This is a genomic window from Chitinophaga sp. (genome assembly GCF_035538455.1).
In the GTDB taxonomy this organism is placed as follows: domain Bacteria; phylum Bacteroidota; class Bacteroidia; order Chitinophagales; family Chitinophagaceae; genus Chitinophaga.
In genome coordinates this window covers 1-20,350 of the sequence record NZ_DATLKJ010000101.1, presented here as the reverse complement: position 1 = coordinate 20,350, position 20,350 = coordinate 1, and the positions used below count along the sequence as shown (strand labels likewise).

Here is a 20,350-nt window from a genome sequence, read left to right as displayed (position 1 = left end):
TCGCATAACATTATGCGAACCTTTTTTATTGCCAGTAAAAGCTAGAATTTCATCAGCTTTCTTAATACTTTATCTTCTCCGTAAATATCATCATAGAACACCAGTTTCCCGTCATGTCCTTCCGCTGTAAAGTAACGCAGGTAGATGGGAATACGCGCCGGCAAATCCACCTGACGCTGTTCTTCCCGTACTATCCACGCGTGTACGCTATCCCCGCGATGATTGCTGGAATCAGGCGTATGCACCAGGTACTGCGAAAGACTGTCCCACTCCTGCACACGCACGCAACCGTGGCTCATAGCACGCATAGAGTTCTTGAACAGTCCGCGGTTATTGGTATCATGCAGGTATACACTGTATTTGTTCCGGAAATTGAACTTCATAATGCCGAGTGAGTTATCCACACCATCCATCTGACGCAACACGTAAGGGAAGTATGTTTTGCTCAGTTTATTCCAGTCTATCGTCGACGGATCTACGGCGTTACCGCTCCGGTCTATTACTTCGAGATTTTTGTTGGCCAGGTAATTCACATTCTTCCTGATAGCCGGCAGCATCTCTTTGAATACAATACTGTAAGGTACCCGCCAGTATGGGAACATCACAAAGTTGGTCATGTAAGAATTGAGCAGCGGCGTACGTGTACGCGGCGTACCTACTATAACTTTGGATTCCAGCCTTATTTCCCCGCTGTCTATCACGCGCAGCGTATAGCCCGGCACGTTAACCATGATATACCTGGAAGGCATCGTGTCCGGTAGTTTGCGCCACCTGTCGAGATTCAGCCCTGCCTGCACCACCCAGTCATGTACCGACTTGTTCATCGCCATCACAGTACGTCTGCCGGCAACGCCGTCAGAATATATGTTGAATTCCTTCTGGAATGCTTTGATACCGGTTTTCAGCATGGAGGTATCGACCTGCTGCCCACCGGAAGTATCCAGATGACCGCTTTGTACAAGGCGGTTGGCAACCAGCTGCTTAAAGCCTGTGGTATCTGTATAGTTAAGGGGCAATGTATCCCAGTGATAGGCCGCATATTTTTCTTTGAAGGCCCTGATACCCTCTTTCAGTGCGAGATAGCCGGGATGCACGGGCTCCAGCTGATGCAATGCACCGGTAACGTTGTTTTCCTGCAATGCCTGTTTTAGCTTGCCGGTCAGGTCTGTTTCTGTGAATACCGAATCAGTTCTGAGGGTGATACTATCCCTTGGCGCTACGCCGAAATGCAGGTCAGAGGCCATTCTCATGAAAGCGTCCGTCATCATTACGTCGATCTTGGCCCAGAGAGCAGCGTCCTTCTTTGCAGAAGGATCATTGGTCAACTGGTACCAGGCTGCCGTAAGCGCAGGTGCATGGTACTGCGCAGGCATCAAGCCCATATCGTCTGCCTGCCGGATCAGCTCCAGCAATGAATCGGCAGCTGGCTTGATCACACCATCGTGCGACCATTGACTGGCATTCCTGTTTTCCTCATAAAAATCCCGGATGGCCTGGGGTCTGAAGGCGGGCGTGCTATCTTCCATCAATCCTTCATTGTCTTTAATTGCGGTCAGGCGCTCTGCAATACTCTCCGTCACAACTTCATCGAGCTGCCTGATGTTCGTTACAATCTGTTTCTGTTTTGGGGCTGTGTATTTTTTCTTACTGTGGCCACAGGCTAACAACATGTACACTCCAGATCCGCATAACAAACTGATAATAAAAATTCTGTTCTTCATCTGCAGTAAATCGCTTGTAAAGATAGCTATTTACAAATACTATGCTGAAAAAATATAACACCTGTTATCTGCAACAGTCCTTTTTTACAAATAATGATTTTAACACCTTCAATATAGCTGACATCACCTTTTTCATACCCATTGATTTTAAAATGAGGCTACGGTGTGCTGTAGCCTCACTTCAAACTAAAACTAAAACAACTGTCTTTATAACTTATCAAGCGGAATGCGCTTGGGTGTTTTCAATTGTTTGAACTGGCTGGGAGTCATACCGGTTACTTTTTTGAACTGCCCGGATAAATGCGCTACACTGCTGTAACCCATTTTATAACTGATCTCGCTCAGACTAAGTTCATTGTAATCCAGTAACTCCTTCACTTTTTCTATTTTCTGCTGTATGATATACTGCTCAATAGTGGCTCCTTCCATCTCTGAGAAAAGACTGCTCAGGTAGTGGTAATCCTTCTGCAGCTTGTTGGCCAGCAATGTGGAAAAGTTCTCCCGCATTTCATCCAGTTCAGAGTAATGTACTGTTTCCACTACCACATTTTTAATGGCGGCCACCAGTTGTTGCTTCTTATCGTCTATCAGGCTGAAACCTTCCGCCTGCAACGTCTGCGTGATCTGCTCCAACTGTTTTACATCCGGTTGTCCTTTTACGGTAGCCTTTCCCAGTTGTATATCCTGTACGGTAACACCCGCGTCCTCTATAACCGTCCTTACCACTTTTACACAACGCGGGCAAACCATATTTCTTATAAATAAATCTGTTGTTTGCATGCGGATTATCTTTTTCTGATGTTAAAGATATTATGCTCAAACTTCAAAAGAAAGGAGTTGAACATATTGCGGGGCATATTTCCTGCCAGCTGCGTACGGTAGGAAAGGTCCAGCCTTGTTGTACTGTTGAAGATAAACTGTACGGCCGGCGCGATGTCCAGGTAAGAGCTGCGTGCTATTGCATCTGTATTGGTTTTACCCAGCAGTTCCACATACAGGTTTAAATTCGTCTGATTATAGCTTTTGTAAGTGACCGGCAGCAGCAGGTAACCAGCTGAAAGACTATATTGTACCGCATTCTGTGAAAATTCGTATGGGATATTGTCCTTTATATTGTTCATATAACGGGTATACCCCAACGTAGTTGACAACGCCAGCTTATGCAGCAGCTGTGTGGCAATAATACCACCGCTGACACCCGAGGTAGCGCCCTCCAGATCCAGCTCCACATTATTGTACGGCTTGTTGCTGTGAGTGGCAGGATCTACTTTGGGGTAATACGGATTATCAATTACAGACCCTTTCACATAGGCGGCCATCCTGAAATGTGCATGCTGCTGATCCAGCGACAGGAAGCGGTACTTAGCGTAAATACTCCCTCCTTCCGCACGGATAGATGACTGCATCATGTTGGATGCATAACCAATAACATGCACCATCAGCTTCTTGTTGATGCCCCACATCACCTCCGGCTCCACACGCATACCCACAGTGCCGGTGTGCTCCATTTTAAAGAACTTATTGGTAAGCCGGATGCCCAGCGAATTGGCGGCCATATTACTGGCAGGTTCTGTATTCACATACAGCTCCTGCGCAACAGCCAGCCGGCTTATAATAATAAGACCAAGTACAGCTATAAAAAGTTTATTCATACGCCGCGCCGGTATTAAATAGTAACATGATATATTCTCGTAGAAGCCAATGCTGATCCATGTTTGCAGCAATCGCCCATCATACCGGTCTTATAACAGGGCATGGTTGTTTCGGTGGAGAATTTTTTAAACTGCCTGGCAGAAACGAAATTCTTGTCAATAACAGTGATGTCCTTTTCGCCATTCAGCACCTGGTCTTTCACATCCATGAAGTGAAGGGTATTACCGGCAAAGGAAACATGCGCATCCTTCTGCACTTTTACGTCGCTGAAATTAGCGGTCATCACCAGTTTCCCTACGGAGAAACCGGCATCTTCCACTTTCTGCTTGATAGCGTCGATGTTCACGGCTGCATCTTTCTTGAAATAGAGGATAAAAGTGGTGTTGTTAAGGTCGGTATCGATCTTGTCAACAAAAGGTAATGTCTGCAGTGATTCAAGGGTTGCCCTGGAACACATGGCGCACGTAAGGCCGGTAGCCTGCAGACTGGCTTTCCTGAATTGAGCCTGCGCGCTGAAAGTTACGCCCAGTGCAAATAATATAAATAGTATCGTTCTCATGATCTGATCAATAATTGAATGAAAAAATTACAGCAATACAATTCTGTGCTTCAGTTAACGAAGCATAGTAGCAATGCAGCAATCAGATCAGGAAAGTACAATTCTGAAGGAAGATGGGATTGGACGGAGGCTCCGGCGGATCGTGCAGATAGCGGAATGCCGGAATAGTCCGGGAAGATAACGACGGTGCAGATAATACTTTTACCGGCAACGTCAGGTCAGTGCTCAGCTGAAAGTCCGTTTGCAGGGCCTTGGCAGCCTGGTGCGTTTCTGTCACCTTGCAGAACCTGAATTCATTTTTGCAACAATCCATGCCTTTGGTTGGCTTCCCGCATTTGCCGCACATGTCAGCCGGGGCCGATTGCAGCTTTACGGACGCCAGCTTGCCCATGCAATAGTGCATGTTCACTGAAAACCCGCTGGTGAGCAGCGTGTACAGCATAGCAAAAAATATGGCAAGAAATCGTTTCATGATGACACACAAAAATACGGCATAAAATTGTTTCCGCCCAGCATTATGCCATTTTAAACGATTCCTTCTGATTTTTAACGTTTTATTTCAGATAAATCCCTTATTCACATATTACTTTTTTTCTATTGGTTAGAGAGTAGAGAAAACCCCTACTGACTACATTTGCAGGCATCAAGTCCACCTCTCATTCGTCTTTCGTTCGATTCTCACAGGAAGTAAAAGCGCACTATCAAGCTGATCAAATAATAGTGTTTTCACTAATATAATCCCTGGCAAATAGAAAGGGATTCAGTATTCTGATGAATGAATCACGTCAATCAGAAATACCGAATCCCTTGATAAATAATTAAATAATATAATTAATTCACAAACCACCATCTCAGCCCGACTCTGAAAGCAAAGTTATTGAGCGGGTAATGCGGGCCTGTGAAATTATTGTCAGCGAAGAAGGTATTCAGGTTCTCCCCACGTATATAAGCGGAGAACGACTTGATACGGAAGTTGATGAACGCCGCAATATCAGGTGCACTGTAGGAAACCTTCTGTTTATCCTGATATATAAACTGACCCAGCAACGGCGAATAGTCGTTGGCGTTATAGCTGGTGTTGTATCTCAGCTCTATACCGGTCATCAGGTTCAGGTTAGTATACAGCGTCTTTTCAAAGGTAAAGCGGTGACGTGTCCAGATAGTAGGCACATTGATCGGGCCATTGCCATGCAGCTGCTGAAACGCAATGTCCGCATACCAGTGGAACGGCTTCAGCGAGAACTTCTTGCTGAATACAATCTGCAACAGGTTGAACAGCGACTTATACTGATCGCTGTGGTAGTAATCTTTGAAATAAGTGAAGTTATTAAAGAGGAAGTAGTTTACTTCCAGGTTATACTTCAGCCGCTTGTTATCCGCCGCCAGCTGCAGTTGCGTAACGTTCTCCTTGGCAAGCCCGGTATTATACCAGGTATCGCGCGAACTGTTGAAGTACTTGTAAACATAAGACGGCTCCCGGTTCACGTTAGTAAACGACAGCTTCACATCTCCCAACAGGTCGTTCAGATGTCGGCTCAATGTACCAGACAAGCCATAGTCACCATTGTTCCTGCCTATCACATAAAACTCACCTTTGGCAGAGAAATCCCATAGCTTATTCCGGGTCTTATTCCGATATTCACCATGTATAGCCAGGTTGGTAAAATTAATATCCGCATCCAGGAAAGTACCGGTAATACTTTCAAAACGCGCGCCCAGGTTGATAAAGTGCCCCAGGTTACGCAACACCGGGAACTGGATCAGTGACAGATCGTTCGTAATCTTCTTCCAGACGTGCTTTGCACGGATGGTATCTCCGGGAATGTATGCCAGGTTATAGTTTCTTGTATAGAAAGTAGTATCCGGACCGGTATCAAGGAACTGATAGTTATTGTTTTCGTAGTTAAATGTATACTGTATGCGGAACTTGGGATAGAAGCGGTAAATATCCGTAGTGTCGTTCACGTGAATGGAATCACCACGGCCAAAATCGTACTGCTGCTGAAACAGAAAGCCCGTTTCCTGGTACTGCGACTTCACCGGGATGGTACTGCCGAAGAAGCCGTAAGTGGGAATATCAGTATTACCCAGGTTTACGTTCATGGTTCGGCGTTGCTTGTACCTTGAATCATTGAGATCCGCATCGTTCTTAATACCACCGTTTTCACCACCGTTGAGCTTATTGTAATAGAAGCTCAGGTAAGAGTTGGCCCGCTTGTTTTTGCTCTGGTAGCGGGATGTGAAGCGATAGGTATCGTGATTGGTATTCTGTGTACGGAAATAACCGGGTGCATTCACTTTGCGGTAATCAAATGCGAAGTTGAAACGATCCGTGCGATTCTGGGTGTGCGACACACCTATTATCTGTTCCTGTTTACTGCCTATCAGATAGCTCAGTTCACTGTAGGGACGGTTGGTGAAATAGAAACGTGCATCGCTATGCCTGTTGCCATAAACGTCGTATGCATGAAAACCCGCATCAAACCCAGGTTTCATTATCGGCGTATAAATGAGGTTATAGGCTGCCGATCCGCTGTTGCCAAGTGTTACATAGTTGGCAGGCACTTTCACGTAGTTCAACTGAAAGTCTGCTATAGAGGAATCTATAGTATATTCTGTTGGATCACCCAGCAGACGATAAGTGATAGTAAGCGTGTCCGGCTCATGATCATGCTTGCTGGTATCACGCTGCAGTCCTTTGGAGCCGCTGCTACTACCACCGCCCATGTTGCCAAAACGGTTGGTGTTAAACTGCGCCCGTAACTGGCTTCCGCCCAGCAATAGCAGGGCTATGATAATAAGAGATTGCCTCATCCGAATTTGACAAAAACGTTTATAGTTGCCGGATTAATTCACTAAAGATAAGCGTCAGCTTAGGTTCAGCCGCTTTGGCCGCTTCCAGCACCTCATCGTGTGTGATCACGTTTTCTTCTTCTCTGATACCAATGTCGGTGATCACGCTCATCGCAAAAACTTTCAGCCCTGCGTGCGCAGCTACAATTACTTCAGGTACAGTACTCATACCAACTGCGTCGCCACCGATAATATGCATGTATTTATATTCAGCCCGGGTTTCGAAGGTTGGCCCCTGCACGCCTACATATACGCCTGTATGCAGAGATATATTGTTGTCGGCCGCAATTTTATAGGCTGCATTGATCAGCGATTTGGCATAAGGCTCGCTCATATCCGGGAACCGGGGTCCCAGGGTATCTTCATTGCGGCCGCGTAAAGGGTGTTCCGGCTGCAGATTGATATGATCCCTGATCACCATCAGGTCGCCCACTTTGAAACCGGGGTTCATACCACCGGCTGCATTGGAAATAAATAATGTGTGTATACCCAGCTCTTTCATCACGCGCACAGGGAACGTTACCTGGCGCATAGAAAAGCCTTCGTAAAAATGGAACCTGCCAGCCATGGCCACTACGGGTTTGCCCTGCATACGACCAAGGATCAGTTTACCGGAATGTCCTTCTACAGTAGATTCCGGGAAATGAGGAATATCCCTGTAAGAAATCTCAATGCTGTTGTCTATCTCCTGCGCCAGGTTACCCAGGCCGCTTCCCAGTATAATACCGGCTACCGGGGTTTCCTGCCAGAATTTTCTGATATAATCCCCCGCTGCTTTAATCTGGTCCGTTAATTCACTCATCGTATTTATTATATATTAGGTAAAAGTCGGATTAAAAACAAAACCGCGCAAAGTTATTTTTTAATTCACAAATGCCTGCAGTTTTATATTTAAAACATAATGACCTATTTTAGCGGCAAATTTAATTCCGATGAACTTACACGAGTACCAGGCTAAAGAACTGTTGAAAAAATATAATGTACCGGTACAGGAAGGCATTCCGGTAGATACGCCTGAAGCGGCCGCCGAGGCTTACAAGCAACTGAAGGTGCAATATGGTAATGAATTTGCTGTTGTAAAAGCGCAGATCCATGCCGGAGGACGCGGTAAAGGTAAGATCCGTGGTACTGAACAGAGAGGTGTGGCTGTAGGAAAAAATGCAGAAGATATTAAAACCATAGCAGGCAATATCCTGGGCGGTACACTGATTACTATCCAGACCGGCGCTGCTGGTAAGGTGGTGAATAAGGTACTGGTTGCACAGGACGTTTATTATCCTGGCCCTAACCCGGTAAAAGAATTCTACCTCTCTATCCTGCTCGATCGTGCTAAAGGACAGAATGTAATCATGTATTCTACTGAAGGCGGTATGGATATCGAAGAAGTAGCGCACAGCACCCCTGAGAAAATATTCAAGGAATGGGTAAAGCCTAACATGGCACTGCAACCGTTCCAGGCTCGCAATATCGCGTTCAACCTGGGTCTCAGCGGTGAAGCATTCAAAAACATGGTGAAATTTGTTACCAATCTTTATAACGCATACGTAGGACTGGATTGCGCCATGCTGGAAATTAATCCGCTGTTCAAAACCAGTGACGAGAAAATAATCGCTGTAGATGCTAAAGTAAACCTGGACGACAATGCGCTGCTTCGTCATCCTGACCTGGAAGCACTGCGCGACATTACTGAAGAAGATCCTACAGAAGTAGAAGCTGGTAAATACAACCTCAACTTCGTAAAACTGGATGGTAACGTAGGCTGTATGGTAAACGGCGCCGGTCTGGCCATGGCTACTATGGACATGATCAAACTGAGTGGTGGTGAACCTGCCAACTTCCTGGACGTAGGTGGTACTGCCAACGCACAGACTGTGGAAGCCGGTTTCCGCATCATCCTGAAAGATCCTAAAGTAAAAGCTATCCTGATCAACATCTTCGGTGGTATCGTTCGTTGCGACAGGGTTGCCCAGGGTGTTATCGATGCTTACAAATCCATCGGCAATATCACTGTACCGATCATCGTTCGCTTGCAGGGTACCAACGCTGCTGAAGCTAAAACCCTGATCGAACAGAGCGGCCTGCAGGTACAATCTGCTACCCTCCTCAGCGAAGCTGCCGACCTGGTGAATAAAGCGATCAAATAAGTTACAGGTATTAGCCTCCGGCTTTTCAATAAAATAAAAATGGTTCGTATAGATATTATACGAACCATTTTTATTTTTATCTGATAACTCTTAATTATTCTCTTTCTTCGGAGGGAACACTGCTTTTGGTGCAGGTTTAGATTCGTCCTTCTCCTTCGGCTTCGGCGTTGCAGCAGGCTTCGTCTCTTCTTTTTCTTTTGCCTTAGGCGCCGGCTCTGTTGCAGGTTTATCAGCACCTGGGCTGTACATATCTTCCTGGTCACCCTGGTTGTAGTCTGACTCAGAACCGTTACCTATATCTTCTGCTTCAGCACCAGGCTTCACATTAGTTTCGTAGTTGGAGTAATTTTCATCCGCCATATTAGCCGGTATCTGGAACTTATCGCTGCTGTTGATCTTCAGCGTATTGTCTCCATATACTTTCTGCATGAAATAAGCCCATATAGGCAGACCGGTATTAGCACCCTGTCCTACTGCGGTGGTAGAGAAATGTATAAAGTTGTTTTCGCAACCTACCCATGCACCAGCCAGCAGCTTTGGTGTATAACCAATAAACCAGCCATCCGTGTTATCGTTGGTGGTACCGGTTTTACCAGCCATCTCTCCCTGCATGTTATAACGGGAACGCATACGCGCACCTGTACCGCCAGGTTGTACCACGCCTTCCATCATTTTCACCATCGTGTAAGATTCCCGCTCACTGATCACTTCACGCTTCACCGGAGCAAAGGTTTCAAGAATATTACCATTGCGGTCTTCTATACGTGTGATATAAATAGGTTTGGTATTGATACCACGTCCCGGGAACATGGTATAGGCACGCAACATCTCGTACAGCGACAGTTCCGGCGTACCCAGCGCAATGGAAGGATACGGCGGTATCTCACCCTCAAAGCCGATCTTATTCTGTGCGAAATCAGCGAATGCTTTGGCTCCGATCTGTTTAATCAGGTATGCAGATACCAGGTTCAATGATCTTGCCAGCGCACCCGCCATGGTAATACTACCACCCACACTTCCTTCTGAGTTACGTGTGAGCGTCCACTTGCCGATGGTAACCGGTTCATTGGGCAGCATCGTGTTAGGCGACATACCATTCATAATGGCAAAGCAGTAGAGGAATGGCTTGAAGGTAGAACCAACCTGACGGCGGGTTTTAGCAACGTGGTCATTTTTGAAATAGCGGAAGTCAGGACCACCTACCCATGCCTTCACTTCACCACTTTCCGGATCCATTGCCATAAAGCCTGCCTGCAACACTGCACGCATATATTTAATAGAGTCCAGCGGGGCCATCACAGTGTCCACTTCGTTGAGATCAGGCTCAGTAAAGCTTTTCCAGGAGAACACCTTCATGCGGGTGGGTGTATTGAAAGCTCTGGTGATGGTGGAGTCGGACTCTTCATCATCTTTCATAGCACGGTAACGGTCAGATTCCTTGATGTACTTATCCAGAAACTGCGGCCATTTTTTCCATACGCTGCCGGTTTTCACATCAGACTGTGCAGACAAATATTTTTGCAAGGCCTGTAAGTGTTTAGCCACCGCCTCCTCAGCATATACCTGCATACGGGGATTAATGGTGGTATATATTTTCAGACCGTCGCGGTAAAGGTTATAAGGAGTGCCATCTGCCTTCTTATGCTCTTTACACCATGATTTAAGCTCATCGCGCAGTACTTCCCTGAAATAGGGCGCCAGTCCTTTGTTATGGTCAATCTTGTTGTAGTGCAGTACAATCGGTTTACTCTTGGCTGAAGCAGCTTCAGCTGGCGTAATGAAGCCGGCTTCCACCATATTATCAATCACCGTATTACGGCGATTGAGCGCCAGCGCCGGGTTACGGCGGGGATTATAGATCGTATTACCTTTCAGCATGCCCACAAGTATAGCCGCTTCTTCAATGGAAAGATGCCCTGCATCTTTACTGAAGAAAGTACGGGCGCCGTTTTCAATACCATACACGTTATCGCCGAAAGCCACTGTGTTGAGGTACAGCGTAAGAATCTCCGGTTTGGTAAAATTCCTTTCCAGCTTTATGGCAATAATCCACTCCTGCAACTTCTGAAATGCTCTGCTGACAGGATTGGTAGCACGCTGTTTCCCCAGGTTATCCGCCTGCAGGTTAAGCGCCAGCTGCTGTGTAATGGTACTGGAACCGCGCTTTTTTCCGAGAAGCAGGTAAAAAGGAATAGCCAGTGTGCCTTTGGCATCAATGCCGGAATTATCGTAGAAACGTGTTTCTTCTGTTGCGATCAGCGCATTGATCACGTTTTTGGAGATCTCGTTGTAGTCGCTACTGGAACGATCTACCTGGTAGTATTTACCGAGAATGGTGCCATCATCCGCAATTACAGAGGAAGCCAGCGCTGCACGCGGATTTTCCAGTTCTTCCATAGACGGCATATTACCGATCACACGGAAATTAATAAGCAATACCAGGAGAATGAAAAGAGCTAACATACCAAACGCCACACGCCACAATATTTTCACCGATTTTTTCATGCGCTATATGATTTGATGTACGGACAAACCGCCTGTGTTGTTTTAAGTTTTATGGACAGTTTAATTAACTGTTGTTGGCCAAACAGATATTGTTTTTCAATAAACGATTCAACGTATAACAGCCTGACCAACAAAGATACTGCGATTTTTTAATTGATTTGACTTGATTTTCCCGATATGCGAATATAGTCTGAACTGTGATTTATTTGATTAGTCTGATTTTCCTGATGTGTGAAGATTATGATAATATTTTTAATCGCTTACAACTTCGCACATCAGGAAAATCAGACTAATCAAATAAATCACAGTTCAGACTATATGCGTTTAATCGTTTATTGTGTTACATAGTTATCCACAAAAAACTTCCGGTATCCGCTGATATCCTTGGTGCTGTTCAGGAGGATGAAATTGTCTCTCGATATCACAAAGAAAGTGTATTCCGTAGGCCGGATACGTGGGATGATACTAACCGCCGCTTCTTCCCTGATTTCGTCGAAGTAGGTCAATGCCTTGTCTTCGTTGGGGAATATGCGGAAAATCAGCATAATATCATTAGGTGTCAGCACAAAGCTGCCTACTTCTATTTTCTCACTGGCGTGCTTGGCGGCATTATAGCGGGTGAACTGATTCAGCCCTTCGTCCATCAAATCCTTTGATACCCGGTTGAATGCGAGCACTACAAAATACGGATTATCTGCAGAAAGCTTATAAGGAGTTACAGGCTTGGGTGGCTGTACCGTGGCTATAGGAGCAGTCGGCGCGCCCTTCACATTGGCCGCGATCTTTGAAGAATCCAATGGTGTCTTGGCGGTATTCAGCCGGTCTACCAGCACAGGTTGCGGATTCTGCCAGGGATAGCGCATGGAGATATTTTCATCCACCATTACACCACCTCCTTCATCTTTCCTGATCTGCAGCTGCGCCAGGTAATTCACCAGTTCTGCACGGTGATCCAGCGCATCCAGCAGCGCCTGCGCCTGCGCTTTTATAGCGGGGTCTGAAGCGTATTTGTTCATTACGGCAGTCACTGCCTTACGGGAGAGTTGCAGACTGTCGGTTGCAGATAATGTATCATTCTTCACAACAATCATTGCTTCCAGCAGATCAAATTTCGGTTGCAGGAAATTCACGCCAAAAGCTGTATCAGCTGCACGCTTGCGCGCTAACGCACCTGCGACGTCACCACTCATGAAGGCTGTATAGGCTGAATCATAAGCCTGACTGATCTGTTTTTTCTTGGCTGCATCTACATCTTTCAATCCACCTGAACGGATGATGTCCGCAAAGTTAGTATTGCCATACTGGTTAAGCACCAGTGTTTTATAGCGTTCTGCCTCGGCAGTCCTGTTCAGTTTCCCATTCCAGATATACAGCGAGTACAACACTTCAGGCTTACGAGGGTGGTTGGGATATTGCAACAGCAGCGAGTCATAAGTTTCAATGGCAAGCGGGAAGTTCTCCAGTTTGTCGTGATACAGCTTGCCCAGTTCAAACCAGGCATCTTCACTCAGTTTCACTGATGCGGCCAGTTTTTCAGGCGTAAGCGGGAGACCCTTGGCGAGGACTTCACCGGTAAGGCTGTCCGGTGGTACATTTGCACCAGGAGCTTCCGCTGCGGCAGTTTCCACTTGTATTGGTGCATTGCTGTTGGCTTGGTTCACTACGCCGCTCTGACTTCTACGCCAATTGTCCGTAGCTTGCCGGTTACCCCATCTGCGTTTAAACTCAGAGTACCCGGAAGCTTTGCTGGATTGATTATAAAAATACCAGTCTCCCTTTTCTTCTTTAGGACCATAGCTATTATCCGCGTTATTGAAACCGAAAGCAGGGTTATCATATGAGTTGGAACGCTGCATAGCGTCTTTCTTCTTCTTTTCTGCAGCCGCAGTACGAATGGTAGCAGCCATTTTTGCCAGCAGGATGTTACGATCTGATTCCGGCATTACCGCAAGGCGGCGCAGGCTGTCTTCACGCTGTATGACAGCCACTTTCGCGGCAACTTCTGTCAGTACTTCCTTACGTGTATTAACGATAGCGGCATCCGCAAAATCAGGCGTCATCACGCCGGCAGTGCTGTCGTAATACTTTTTGGCTTCCAGGTATTTACGCTGATCGTAATAAATATCCGCGATGCCTTTATAGGTAAGGGTGCGCTGTACAATGTTATCACTGGAAACCTTAAGCGACTGCTGCATATAATTCAGTGCTGCTTCCGGGTCTTTGGGATACTCCAGGGTACCCATTGTATAAAGGATAGCATCACGGAAATGTGAGAAACGTTCTTTCTTCAGCATATGGCGCAGTGCAGACTGGCTCTGTGCAAGCCCGCCATCAGTTGTTGCATTCATTTTGGCAATCTGGAGCCTTGCCTGGAAATCCATCATGGGATCAGGCTTCAGCCGTATCACATGTCTGAATTGATCCATGGCGGAGTCGTTGCGGTGCTGCATCACGTAGAGCTGACCAAGAATGAATGACATACGCGCCTTCGCTACTTTGTCGTGGCTTTTGTCTATGGCCACCTGCAGCGGATCTATGGTTTCAGCGTAACGTCCCTGCATATAGTTACTGTAGGCGCGTACTTCTGCGAGGCCGCCATCAAGGCGGTGGGGGAAGTTGGGATCTGCCTGGAGAATATTGAGGAGCGCCTGCACTTCATCATACTCTTTCAATTCCAGCAGCGTTTTCGCGCGCCACAGGAAAGCATCATTACGGGCGGATTTGTGGCGGAAACGCGACAGGAAGCCTTTGGTTTTTTCCCGGTTGGCGATAGAGATCTGATCATTCTCATTGGCGCCTATCACAGTCTTGTACTCTGATTTTTTCCTGGGAGCAAAGGCAAGGTTGATATATTGGAATGTTTTATTGGCATTTTCGAAATCCCCTTCATAGAAGTAGGCGCGGCCCATCAGCAGGAAGCAGTCATCTATCCACTTACCACGTGGGTCATGCAGCTGGATAGCCATGTTGGTTTTCTCTATCACCGAATCCAGCTCCGCCTTGCTGTAACCCTGGTTCTGCAAACTGGCAGGATAAAAGGGAAGCAATACGTTATAGTTGTCCTGGCCACTGCGGCTGGCAGTTTTCACCACCCGGTCCAGCTTTACACGGGCATGGAAATAATAATTGAAGCGGGTGGCCATGTTCTGGAAGAACTTACGAACGATAGTCCAACGTTTTTTTTCCAGCATCACCTCGGAGGGTGGACGTCTGTCCTGCACCTTCGGCTCTCTGGGTTTGAACAGAGGCTTGGGGTGAGCCTGCGGTTTCTGATTGCTCTGCGGCGCTTGCTGCGACTGGTTGTCCCGGGGCTTGTTCTGGGCTATAACCGTCGGTAATCCCAGGCAAAACAATAAGGAAAATAAAACCGGATATTTTTTAAGCGATTTATAGGAATTCATGTATGCCAGGGTGTATAGGCTTAAATATATATAACTAATAGTTTGGAAAAATATTTTAAAGATAGAATAAAATAGTTGATTGCAGGAAGCGCCCTCCATACCGTTTCTTATTTTATTTTCCCTCTTTCCTTCCATAATATACTGATTTTCAGAAAAAAGATCAGCGGTTACCGGCTAATCAACAAAACAATCTTCCTTATTATACAATTATGATTAACTTTAGCGGCCTGATTTAGCATTAAATCTCTATAAGTACTACCATTAACATGGCCAAGAAGGGGAAGAAAAACAACCGGAGAAACCTGGAAAAGCTGAGTCATAAGTACCGCCTGGTAATTATGAATGATGATACATACGAAGAGGTGACATCCTTTAAACTGTCGAGGATGAGCGTGTATATTGCACTGAGTACCCTTTTTGTATTGCTGGTGGCCATTACAGTGGCTACAGTAGTATTTACGCCGCTGCGGTATTATATCCCCGGCTATGGAGACCTGAAACAACGGAAGGAATTTATCCGTCTGAAAATGCGTGCGGATTCGCTTGAATCTGCCATCAATTCACGTGATCTCTACCTGGACAATATCAAGAAGGTCATCAACGGGGAGTTTACCGGCAAGCTCGATACGACGATGTTGAAAGTGCCTAAAGTAGACAACAGCACTTACTGATTTTAAAATTTAATTATTTATTCATTTTGATATTTTTCTGACGATCATCTTCGGAAGAAAACTTCTTAATATCCAAATAATAAAAAATAATATATATTTTAACTATCTTACATCGCTAAACTTGAAAAACCTGAAGACCTATGTTTAATAACAACAAAGCAAAGGGCGATAAACAGACGATGTTGCCCACGTCGACTATTAACATTATAGGAAGTGGTACTTCTATCCAGGGAGATATTGTATGCGAAGGCGATATCAGGATAGACGGCCAGGTGAACGGCCTTGTATCAACTAAAGCCAAGATCGTAGTTGGCCCTGAAGGAGATATTACCGGCGACCTGGTTTGCGAAAGTGCTGATATCCTCGGCAAGGTAACTGGTATCATCAAGGTACAGGAATTGCTGTTCCTGAAAGGGAACGCACTGGTAAAAGGCGATGTGTACACCGCTCATTTTGAAATGGAGCCTACTGCCAAGTTCAATGGCCGTTGCTACATGGACGAACAGGCTCCGGACAATCAGAAACATGGAAAATCCGTCCTCCAGGAAACCGAATAAACGCAATCTGGTATTACGTTATGCCGGACTGGCGTTTCAGATGATGACCACATTAGGACTAGGTGTGTTTGCGGGCCTCAAGCTGGACCGATGGATCGGCTGGCGGTTCCCTGTATTCCTTATCATTTTTTCTTTACTGGCTTTAGCCATACTTTTGTGGCAAATTATTAAAGACACCCGTCGGCAATGAGTGACAGATTTTTTATCAGATTATTCGCAGTTTTTGGAATTTTAAACGGACTTATTATAATGTTCAAACCCCGGTTGCTGGACCTCGGTACACACGTATATGTACTGATGGCCGGCAATCTGGCTTTGGCTGTGATCACACTGGTCTCTTACCTGATGAGCCGCAAAGGGCTCGCTTCCGCCAATCACAACGCCTTTATCCGCGCAGTGTACGGCTCCACACTCAGTAAACTCATGCTGTGTGTGCTGGGCATTATCACCTATGTCCTGATATACAAACCCAACGTGAGCAAGCTCACGATCTTCATGCTATTATTCCTGTACCTGGTCTATACCATATTTGAAACCGTAAGCCTCTTCCGGCTTACCCGGCTAAAAAAATAATACCAGCGTGAAACAAGAGGCGCCTTTACATGCATTAGCGTCGTATTTACCGGATGGCACCTTCGGGCAGGTGATGGATTTCCTCACCATATACAAGGTCCACCTTACCATCACCCGCGAAAGACAAAGCATCCTCGGCGACTACCGGCATCCGGATGGCAGAGGTAAAGGACACCGCATCAGCATCAATGGCTCACTGAACAAATATGCCTTCCTGCTCACACTCCTGCATGAAATTGCCCACCTCACCACATTCAATAAATATGGCAACCGCGTAGCCGCGCACGGCAAAGAATGGAAGCAGGAATACAGTTTCATACTCCGCGACTTCGTTGGCAAAGATCTCCTCCCCCATGACGTAGAAACCGCTGTACGCCAAGGCATGAACAACCCGGCCGCCAGCTCCTGCGCAGACGAGCATCTCATGCGTGTGCTCCGCAACTACGACAAAAAAAAAGAAACCCATTTTCTCGTAGAGCAATTACAGTTAGATCAACTCTTCAAAACAAAAGATGGCCGGATTTTCCGGAAAGGGGAAAAAATAAGAAAACGCTACCGCTGTGAAGAGGTAGCGTCTCGCCGTATTTATCTGTTCAGCCCCGTATATGAAGTGGAACTGGCCGATTGATGGATCAGCCTTTAGTTTCTTCTCCTTTGTAATGCAATACAGGAAAGTTCATCGCCCTGTCAATCAGTTGTATACCCAGCTGCAATATATTAGCTTCTGCATCCGCCTGTAACTTGGGCACATCATCTGTAGGCTTGTGATAGTCATCATGCCCGCCGGTATGGAAAAACATCACGGGCACCTGGTGCATATAAAAATTATGATGGTCTGATGCCCCTTTTCCGGAAGCATCTGTGAAGAAGCGGATACCCGCTTGTGTAACATCTTTGAATATTTCAGGCCACTCCTCAGCACTGCCAAAACCACCAACGCCAAGGCCTCTGTCAGGATTATAGCGGCCAATCATATCCATATTCAGCATGAAATGCATTTTGTCCAGCGGCATCAGCGGATGCGCGGTATAGTATTTAGATCCCTGCAGCCCCAGCTCCTCGCCGCCAAAAGCGATGAACAGGAAGTTGAAAGACTCCTTGCCGCCGTTCTTTACATAATGACGCGCCAGTTCCAGCAAGCCGGCCACACCAGAGGCGTTATCATCCGCTCCGTTGTGAATCTGGCCTACAGGGTATTTACCGTCAAACAAAACAGCCGTACCCAGGTGATCATAATGCGCGCCGATGATAATCGTACGTACAGCGCCGTTATCCAGGAACCCGAGCACATTGCGGCTGGGAATATTCTTGTGCGAGTTTTTATCGAAAGTGAAATCCTGGAAATAACTGCTGCCATTCACCGGCTTCAACCCCAGTTTCCGGAACTGCTTTGCTACATAGGCTGCTGCTTTCCTGCCTCCTTTTTCAGCAGTACCCCTACCCTTCAGCTTATCTGAAGCCAGGTAGCCAACAATCTCTCTGATGCGGCCTGCATCAGGCAATGTGTCCTGCGCATGTGCCATCACATGCATTCCTCCTGTCAGTAACAGTAAAAACAAGCTATTCTTCATCATATCTGTCATTAAGCAAAAGCCCCCAACATAACTGCCGGGGGCTTTTTCCATTAAAAATATTTTAAGTTCTTATTTCTTTTTCTGTTGTTGCATTCCCTGCTGGCGCTTCTGCACTTCTTCCAGTTTCTCCTGCCATTTGGATTTGGAGACCGGTTTCTTTTTATTCTCCTGGATCTGCGCGTGGATCTTGTCGTGGTTGATGATGAATTTCTGGATCACCCACTGCAACACGATACTGATTACGTTCGACAGGAAGTAGTAGAAAGTAAGAGCGGCAGCCAGTCTGTTGAAGATACCCAGCAGCATGATAGGCATAACGTAAGGCATATACTTCATTACCGGATTGCTCTGGTCTGTCATACCACGGTTATAAAAGGCCAGTATTAAGCTGGTGATGGTCATCAGGATGGTGAACAGGCTGATATGGTTACCATAGAAAGGTATATTGAACGGCAGATTCAGAATGGAATCGTAGGTAGAAAGGTCTTTCGCCCAGAGGAAACTTTCCTGGCGCAGTTCAATAGAGGATGGGAAGAAGCTGTACATCGCCACGAGGATAGGCAGCTGCAGCAATGCAGGTAAACATCCACCCAGCGGGTTTACACCAGCGCTTTTGAAAAGTTTCATCTGCTCAACGCCAAAAGCTTGCTGGTCGTCGCCATGTTTAGCTCTCAGTTCGTCCAGCTCTGGCTTCAGCACTTTCATTTTAGCCTGTGATACATAACTCTGGTAAGTGAAAGGAGCTATCAGCAGACGGATGAAGATAGTGAGCAGGATGATGATCACACCGTAGTTGTGGATAAATCCGCTGAGGAAGTTAAATACCGGGATGATAATCCATTTGTTCACATACTTCACAAAGGCGAAGATACCGGAACCAAGCGGGATGATCTTTTCCAGGCCCAGGTCAAATGACTTCAGGGTTTTATAATGGTTAGGACCATAATAAATTTCTACCGGGAAGTTGAAATCATTAGTGCGGTTGTAAGGGATCTGCAGGGAGGCAAAGGTCTGCCCAACAATATTGGCGCTCTGCGGAACCTTGGTGTTAATATCAGCATTATTGAAACCGTCATTCTTTGCAATCAGGGTAGTATTGAAGAACTGTTGTTTCACGCTTACCCATTTCAGCTTGTTGTCCAGTTTTTCGTGGCTGGTACGCTGTAAAGTGAAGTAGTCATGTTTATCGTTGCTGTACATGTAGTGCACCTGGTTGTTGAGGCGCTCATTCTCCATGTCATGCTCCTGTTTGTCGTCCTGGCTGTTCCACTGCAGGGTATAGTAGTTCTGGTTACCTGGCATCAGGTTCTGCAGACCTACAGTATGGATATTGTAGGTCACAATATAACCACCGGGTTTCAGGGTATAGGTGAATTCCAGATAAGCGCCGGGGTTGGTGGAGTTCAGACGGTAACTGAGCGACTGAGAGCCGTCGGCCAGTTTCTGAACGGAACCTGGAGTAAAGAAAAGATCAGCACTGTTCAGCACTTTGGCAGGGCTGGCAGGCACTTCAAGGGAAAGACGGTTGAAAGAGCCTTGCATCAGCATCAGCGGGCCACCTTCAGCGCTCTTGAATTTCTTCAGTTGCACACTCACGGGCTGACCACCTTTATTGGAAAAGGTGATTTTAACTTCATCGTTTTCCATTACAGTAGTCTGAACGGAGGCAACAGCAGCGCCTGCAAATGCCCCAAACTCACCCGCAAGCTGGGCTTGATGCGCAGAATCCAGCTGTGCACCTGCGGCCAGGGTGGCAGTATCTGTAAATGAAGGTTTTGGCTTGTTAAGATTAGCAATGGAATCTTGCCGGGCTTTCTCCTTTGCGATGTTTCCCTGTTGTTTCTGATTATAGAAAATGTATCCTACAAGCAGCACTCCCAACAGTAAAAATCCAATTACCGAATTTCTATCCATGAAATGCAATTAAAATTTAGGCAGCAAAGGTAAGCATGATTTATGATTTGCACAGGCTTTTTAGGTGAAAGCCCTGTTAAATGGGGCGAAACTTTGATTTTTATGATTTGTATGATTTTCCGATGAATGAGGATCACAGTATCTGACATCAATGAAACACCAGTCAGTACTTATTTTTAATATTTATCTCATCACCTGTCAATCATACAAACCACAAAATCATCT

General features: G+C 46.2%; 17 protein-coding genes. 6 read left to right on the top strand and 11 right to left on the bottom strand.

What is annotated here, in order from left to right; translation table 11 throughout:
• Window positions 1-41: 41 nt before the first annotated feature.
• The 7 genes from VM802_RS12385 to VM802_RS12355 form a co-directional block, all read right to left on the bottom strand.
• Window positions 42-1,721, bottom strand: a complete 1,680-nt coding sequence (locus VM802_RS12385) for a L,D-transpeptidase family protein (protein ID WP_325530849.1) — start codon at window positions 1,719-1,721, stop codon at window positions 42-44.
• A gap of 207 nt (window positions 1,722-1,928) precedes the next feature.
• Complete coding sequence (locus VM802_RS12380) at window positions 1,929-2,501, bottom strand: AraC family transcriptional regulator (RefSeq protein WP_325530847.1); 573 nt, start codon at window positions 2,499-2,501, stop codon at window positions 1,929-1,931.
• 5 nt (window positions 2,502-2,506) lie between these two features.
• A complete protein-coding gene (locus VM802_RS12375) occupies window positions 2,507-3,373 on the bottom strand; it encodes a hypothetical protein (protein ID WP_325530845.1) in 867 nt (288 codons plus the stop codon).
• Window positions 3,374-3,387: 14 nt separating this feature from the next.
• Window positions 3,388-3,933, bottom strand: coding sequence for a heavy-metal-associated domain-containing protein (locus VM802_RS12370; RefSeq protein ID WP_325530843.1), 546 nt, complete (start codon window positions 3,931-3,933; stop codon window positions 3,388-3,390).
• Window positions 3,934-4,015: 82 nt separating this feature from the next.
• Window positions 4,016-4,405: an HYC_CC_PP family protein gene (locus tag VM802_RS12365; protein WP_325530841.1), complete on the bottom strand. Its 390-nt coding sequence runs from the start codon at window positions 4,403-4,405 to the stop codon at window positions 4,016-4,018.
• Between the two features lie 359 nt (window positions 4,406-4,764).
• On the bottom strand, window positions 4,765-6,747 hold the full coding sequence (locus VM802_RS12360) for a putative porin (protein ID WP_325530839.1): 1,983 nt from the start codon (window positions 6,745-6,747) through the stop codon (window positions 4,765-4,767).
• Window positions 6,748-6,766: 19 nt separating this feature from the next.
• Complete coding sequence (locus tag VM802_RS12355; protein WP_325530837.1) at window positions 6,767-7,588, bottom strand: purine-nucleoside phosphorylase; 822 nt, start codon at window positions 7,586-7,588, stop codon at window positions 6,767-6,769.
• A 130-nt stretch (window positions 7,589-7,718) separates the two neighbouring features.
• Here VM802_RS12355 and sucC point away from each other — a divergent pair, with 130 nt between their 5' ends.
• On the top strand, window positions 7,719-8,930 hold the full coding sequence (sucC, locus tag VM802_RS12350) for an ADP-forming succinate--CoA ligase subunit beta (protein WP_325530835.1): 1,212 nt from the start codon (window positions 7,719-7,721) through the stop codon (window positions 8,928-8,930).
• A gap of 90 nt (window positions 8,931-9,020) precedes the next feature.
• Here the strand turns inward: sucC and VM802_RS12345 are convergent, their stop codons facing one another.
• Window positions 9,021-11,435, bottom strand: a complete 2,415-nt coding sequence (locus tag VM802_RS12345; RefSeq protein WP_325530833.1) for a transglycosylase domain-containing protein — start codon at window positions 11,433-11,435, stop codon at window positions 9,021-9,023.
• 332 nt (window positions 11,436-11,767) lie between these two features.
• Window positions 11,768-14,836 (bottom strand): type IX secretion system periplasmic lipoprotein PorW/SprE, encoded by a 3,069-nt coding sequence (porW, locus tag VM802_RS12340; RefSeq protein WP_325530831.1) that lies wholly within the window; start codon window positions 14,834-14,836, stop codon window positions 11,768-11,770.
• Between the two features lie 266 nt (window positions 14,837-15,102).
• On the opposite strand from porW, the gene VM802_RS12335 reads away from it, so the two are divergent.
• From VM802_RS12335 to VM802_RS12320, 5 genes are all read left to right on the top strand, one after another.
• Window positions 15,103-15,507: a hypothetical protein gene (locus VM802_RS12335; RefSeq protein WP_325530829.1), complete on the top strand. Its 405-nt coding sequence runs from the start codon at window positions 15,103-15,105 to the stop codon at window positions 15,505-15,507.
• Window positions 15,508-15,647: 140 nt separating this feature from the next.
• Window positions 15,648-16,064, top strand: coding sequence for a bactofilin family protein (locus VM802_RS12330; RefSeq protein ID WP_325530827.1), 417 nt, complete (start codon window positions 15,648-15,650; stop codon window positions 16,062-16,064).
• Window positions 15,988-16,254, top strand: coding sequence for an AtpZ/AtpI family protein (locus VM802_RS32350; protein WP_414647072.1), 267 nt, complete (start codon window positions 15,988-15,990; stop codon window positions 16,252-16,254). The genes VM802_RS12330 and VM802_RS32350 overlap by 77 nt, the downstream gene beginning before the upstream one ends.
• Window positions 16,255-16,313: 59 nt before the next feature.
• Entirely contained in the window at window positions 16,314-16,637 is a 324-nt protein-coding gene (locus VM802_RS12325; protein ID WP_325530825.1) for a hypothetical protein, read from the top strand.
• Between the two features lie 7 nt (window positions 16,638-16,644).
• Entirely contained in the window at window positions 16,645-17,265 is a 621-nt protein-coding gene (locus VM802_RS12320) for a SprT-like domain-containing protein (RefSeq protein WP_325530823.1), read from the top strand.
• Window positions 17,266-17,269: 4 nt separating this feature from the next.
• Here the strand turns inward: VM802_RS12320 and VM802_RS12315 are convergent, their stop codons facing one another.
• The gene (locus VM802_RS12315; protein WP_325530821.1) at window positions 17,270-18,262 is read right to left on the bottom strand and encodes a M20/M25/M40 family metallo-hydrolase; all 993 of its coding nucleotides are present in this window, start codon (window positions 18,260-18,262) and stop codon (window positions 17,270-17,272) included.
• Between the two features lie 18 nt (window positions 18,263-18,280).
• Window positions 18,281-20,125 carry a membrane protein insertase YidC gene (gene yidC / locus VM802_RS12310; RefSeq protein WP_325530819.1) on the bottom strand — a complete coding sequence of 615 codons (1,845 nt, stop codon included), beginning with the start codon at window positions 20,123-20,125 and terminating at the stop codon, window positions 18,281-18,283.
• Between the last annotated feature and the right edge of the window lie 225 nt (window positions 20,126-20,350).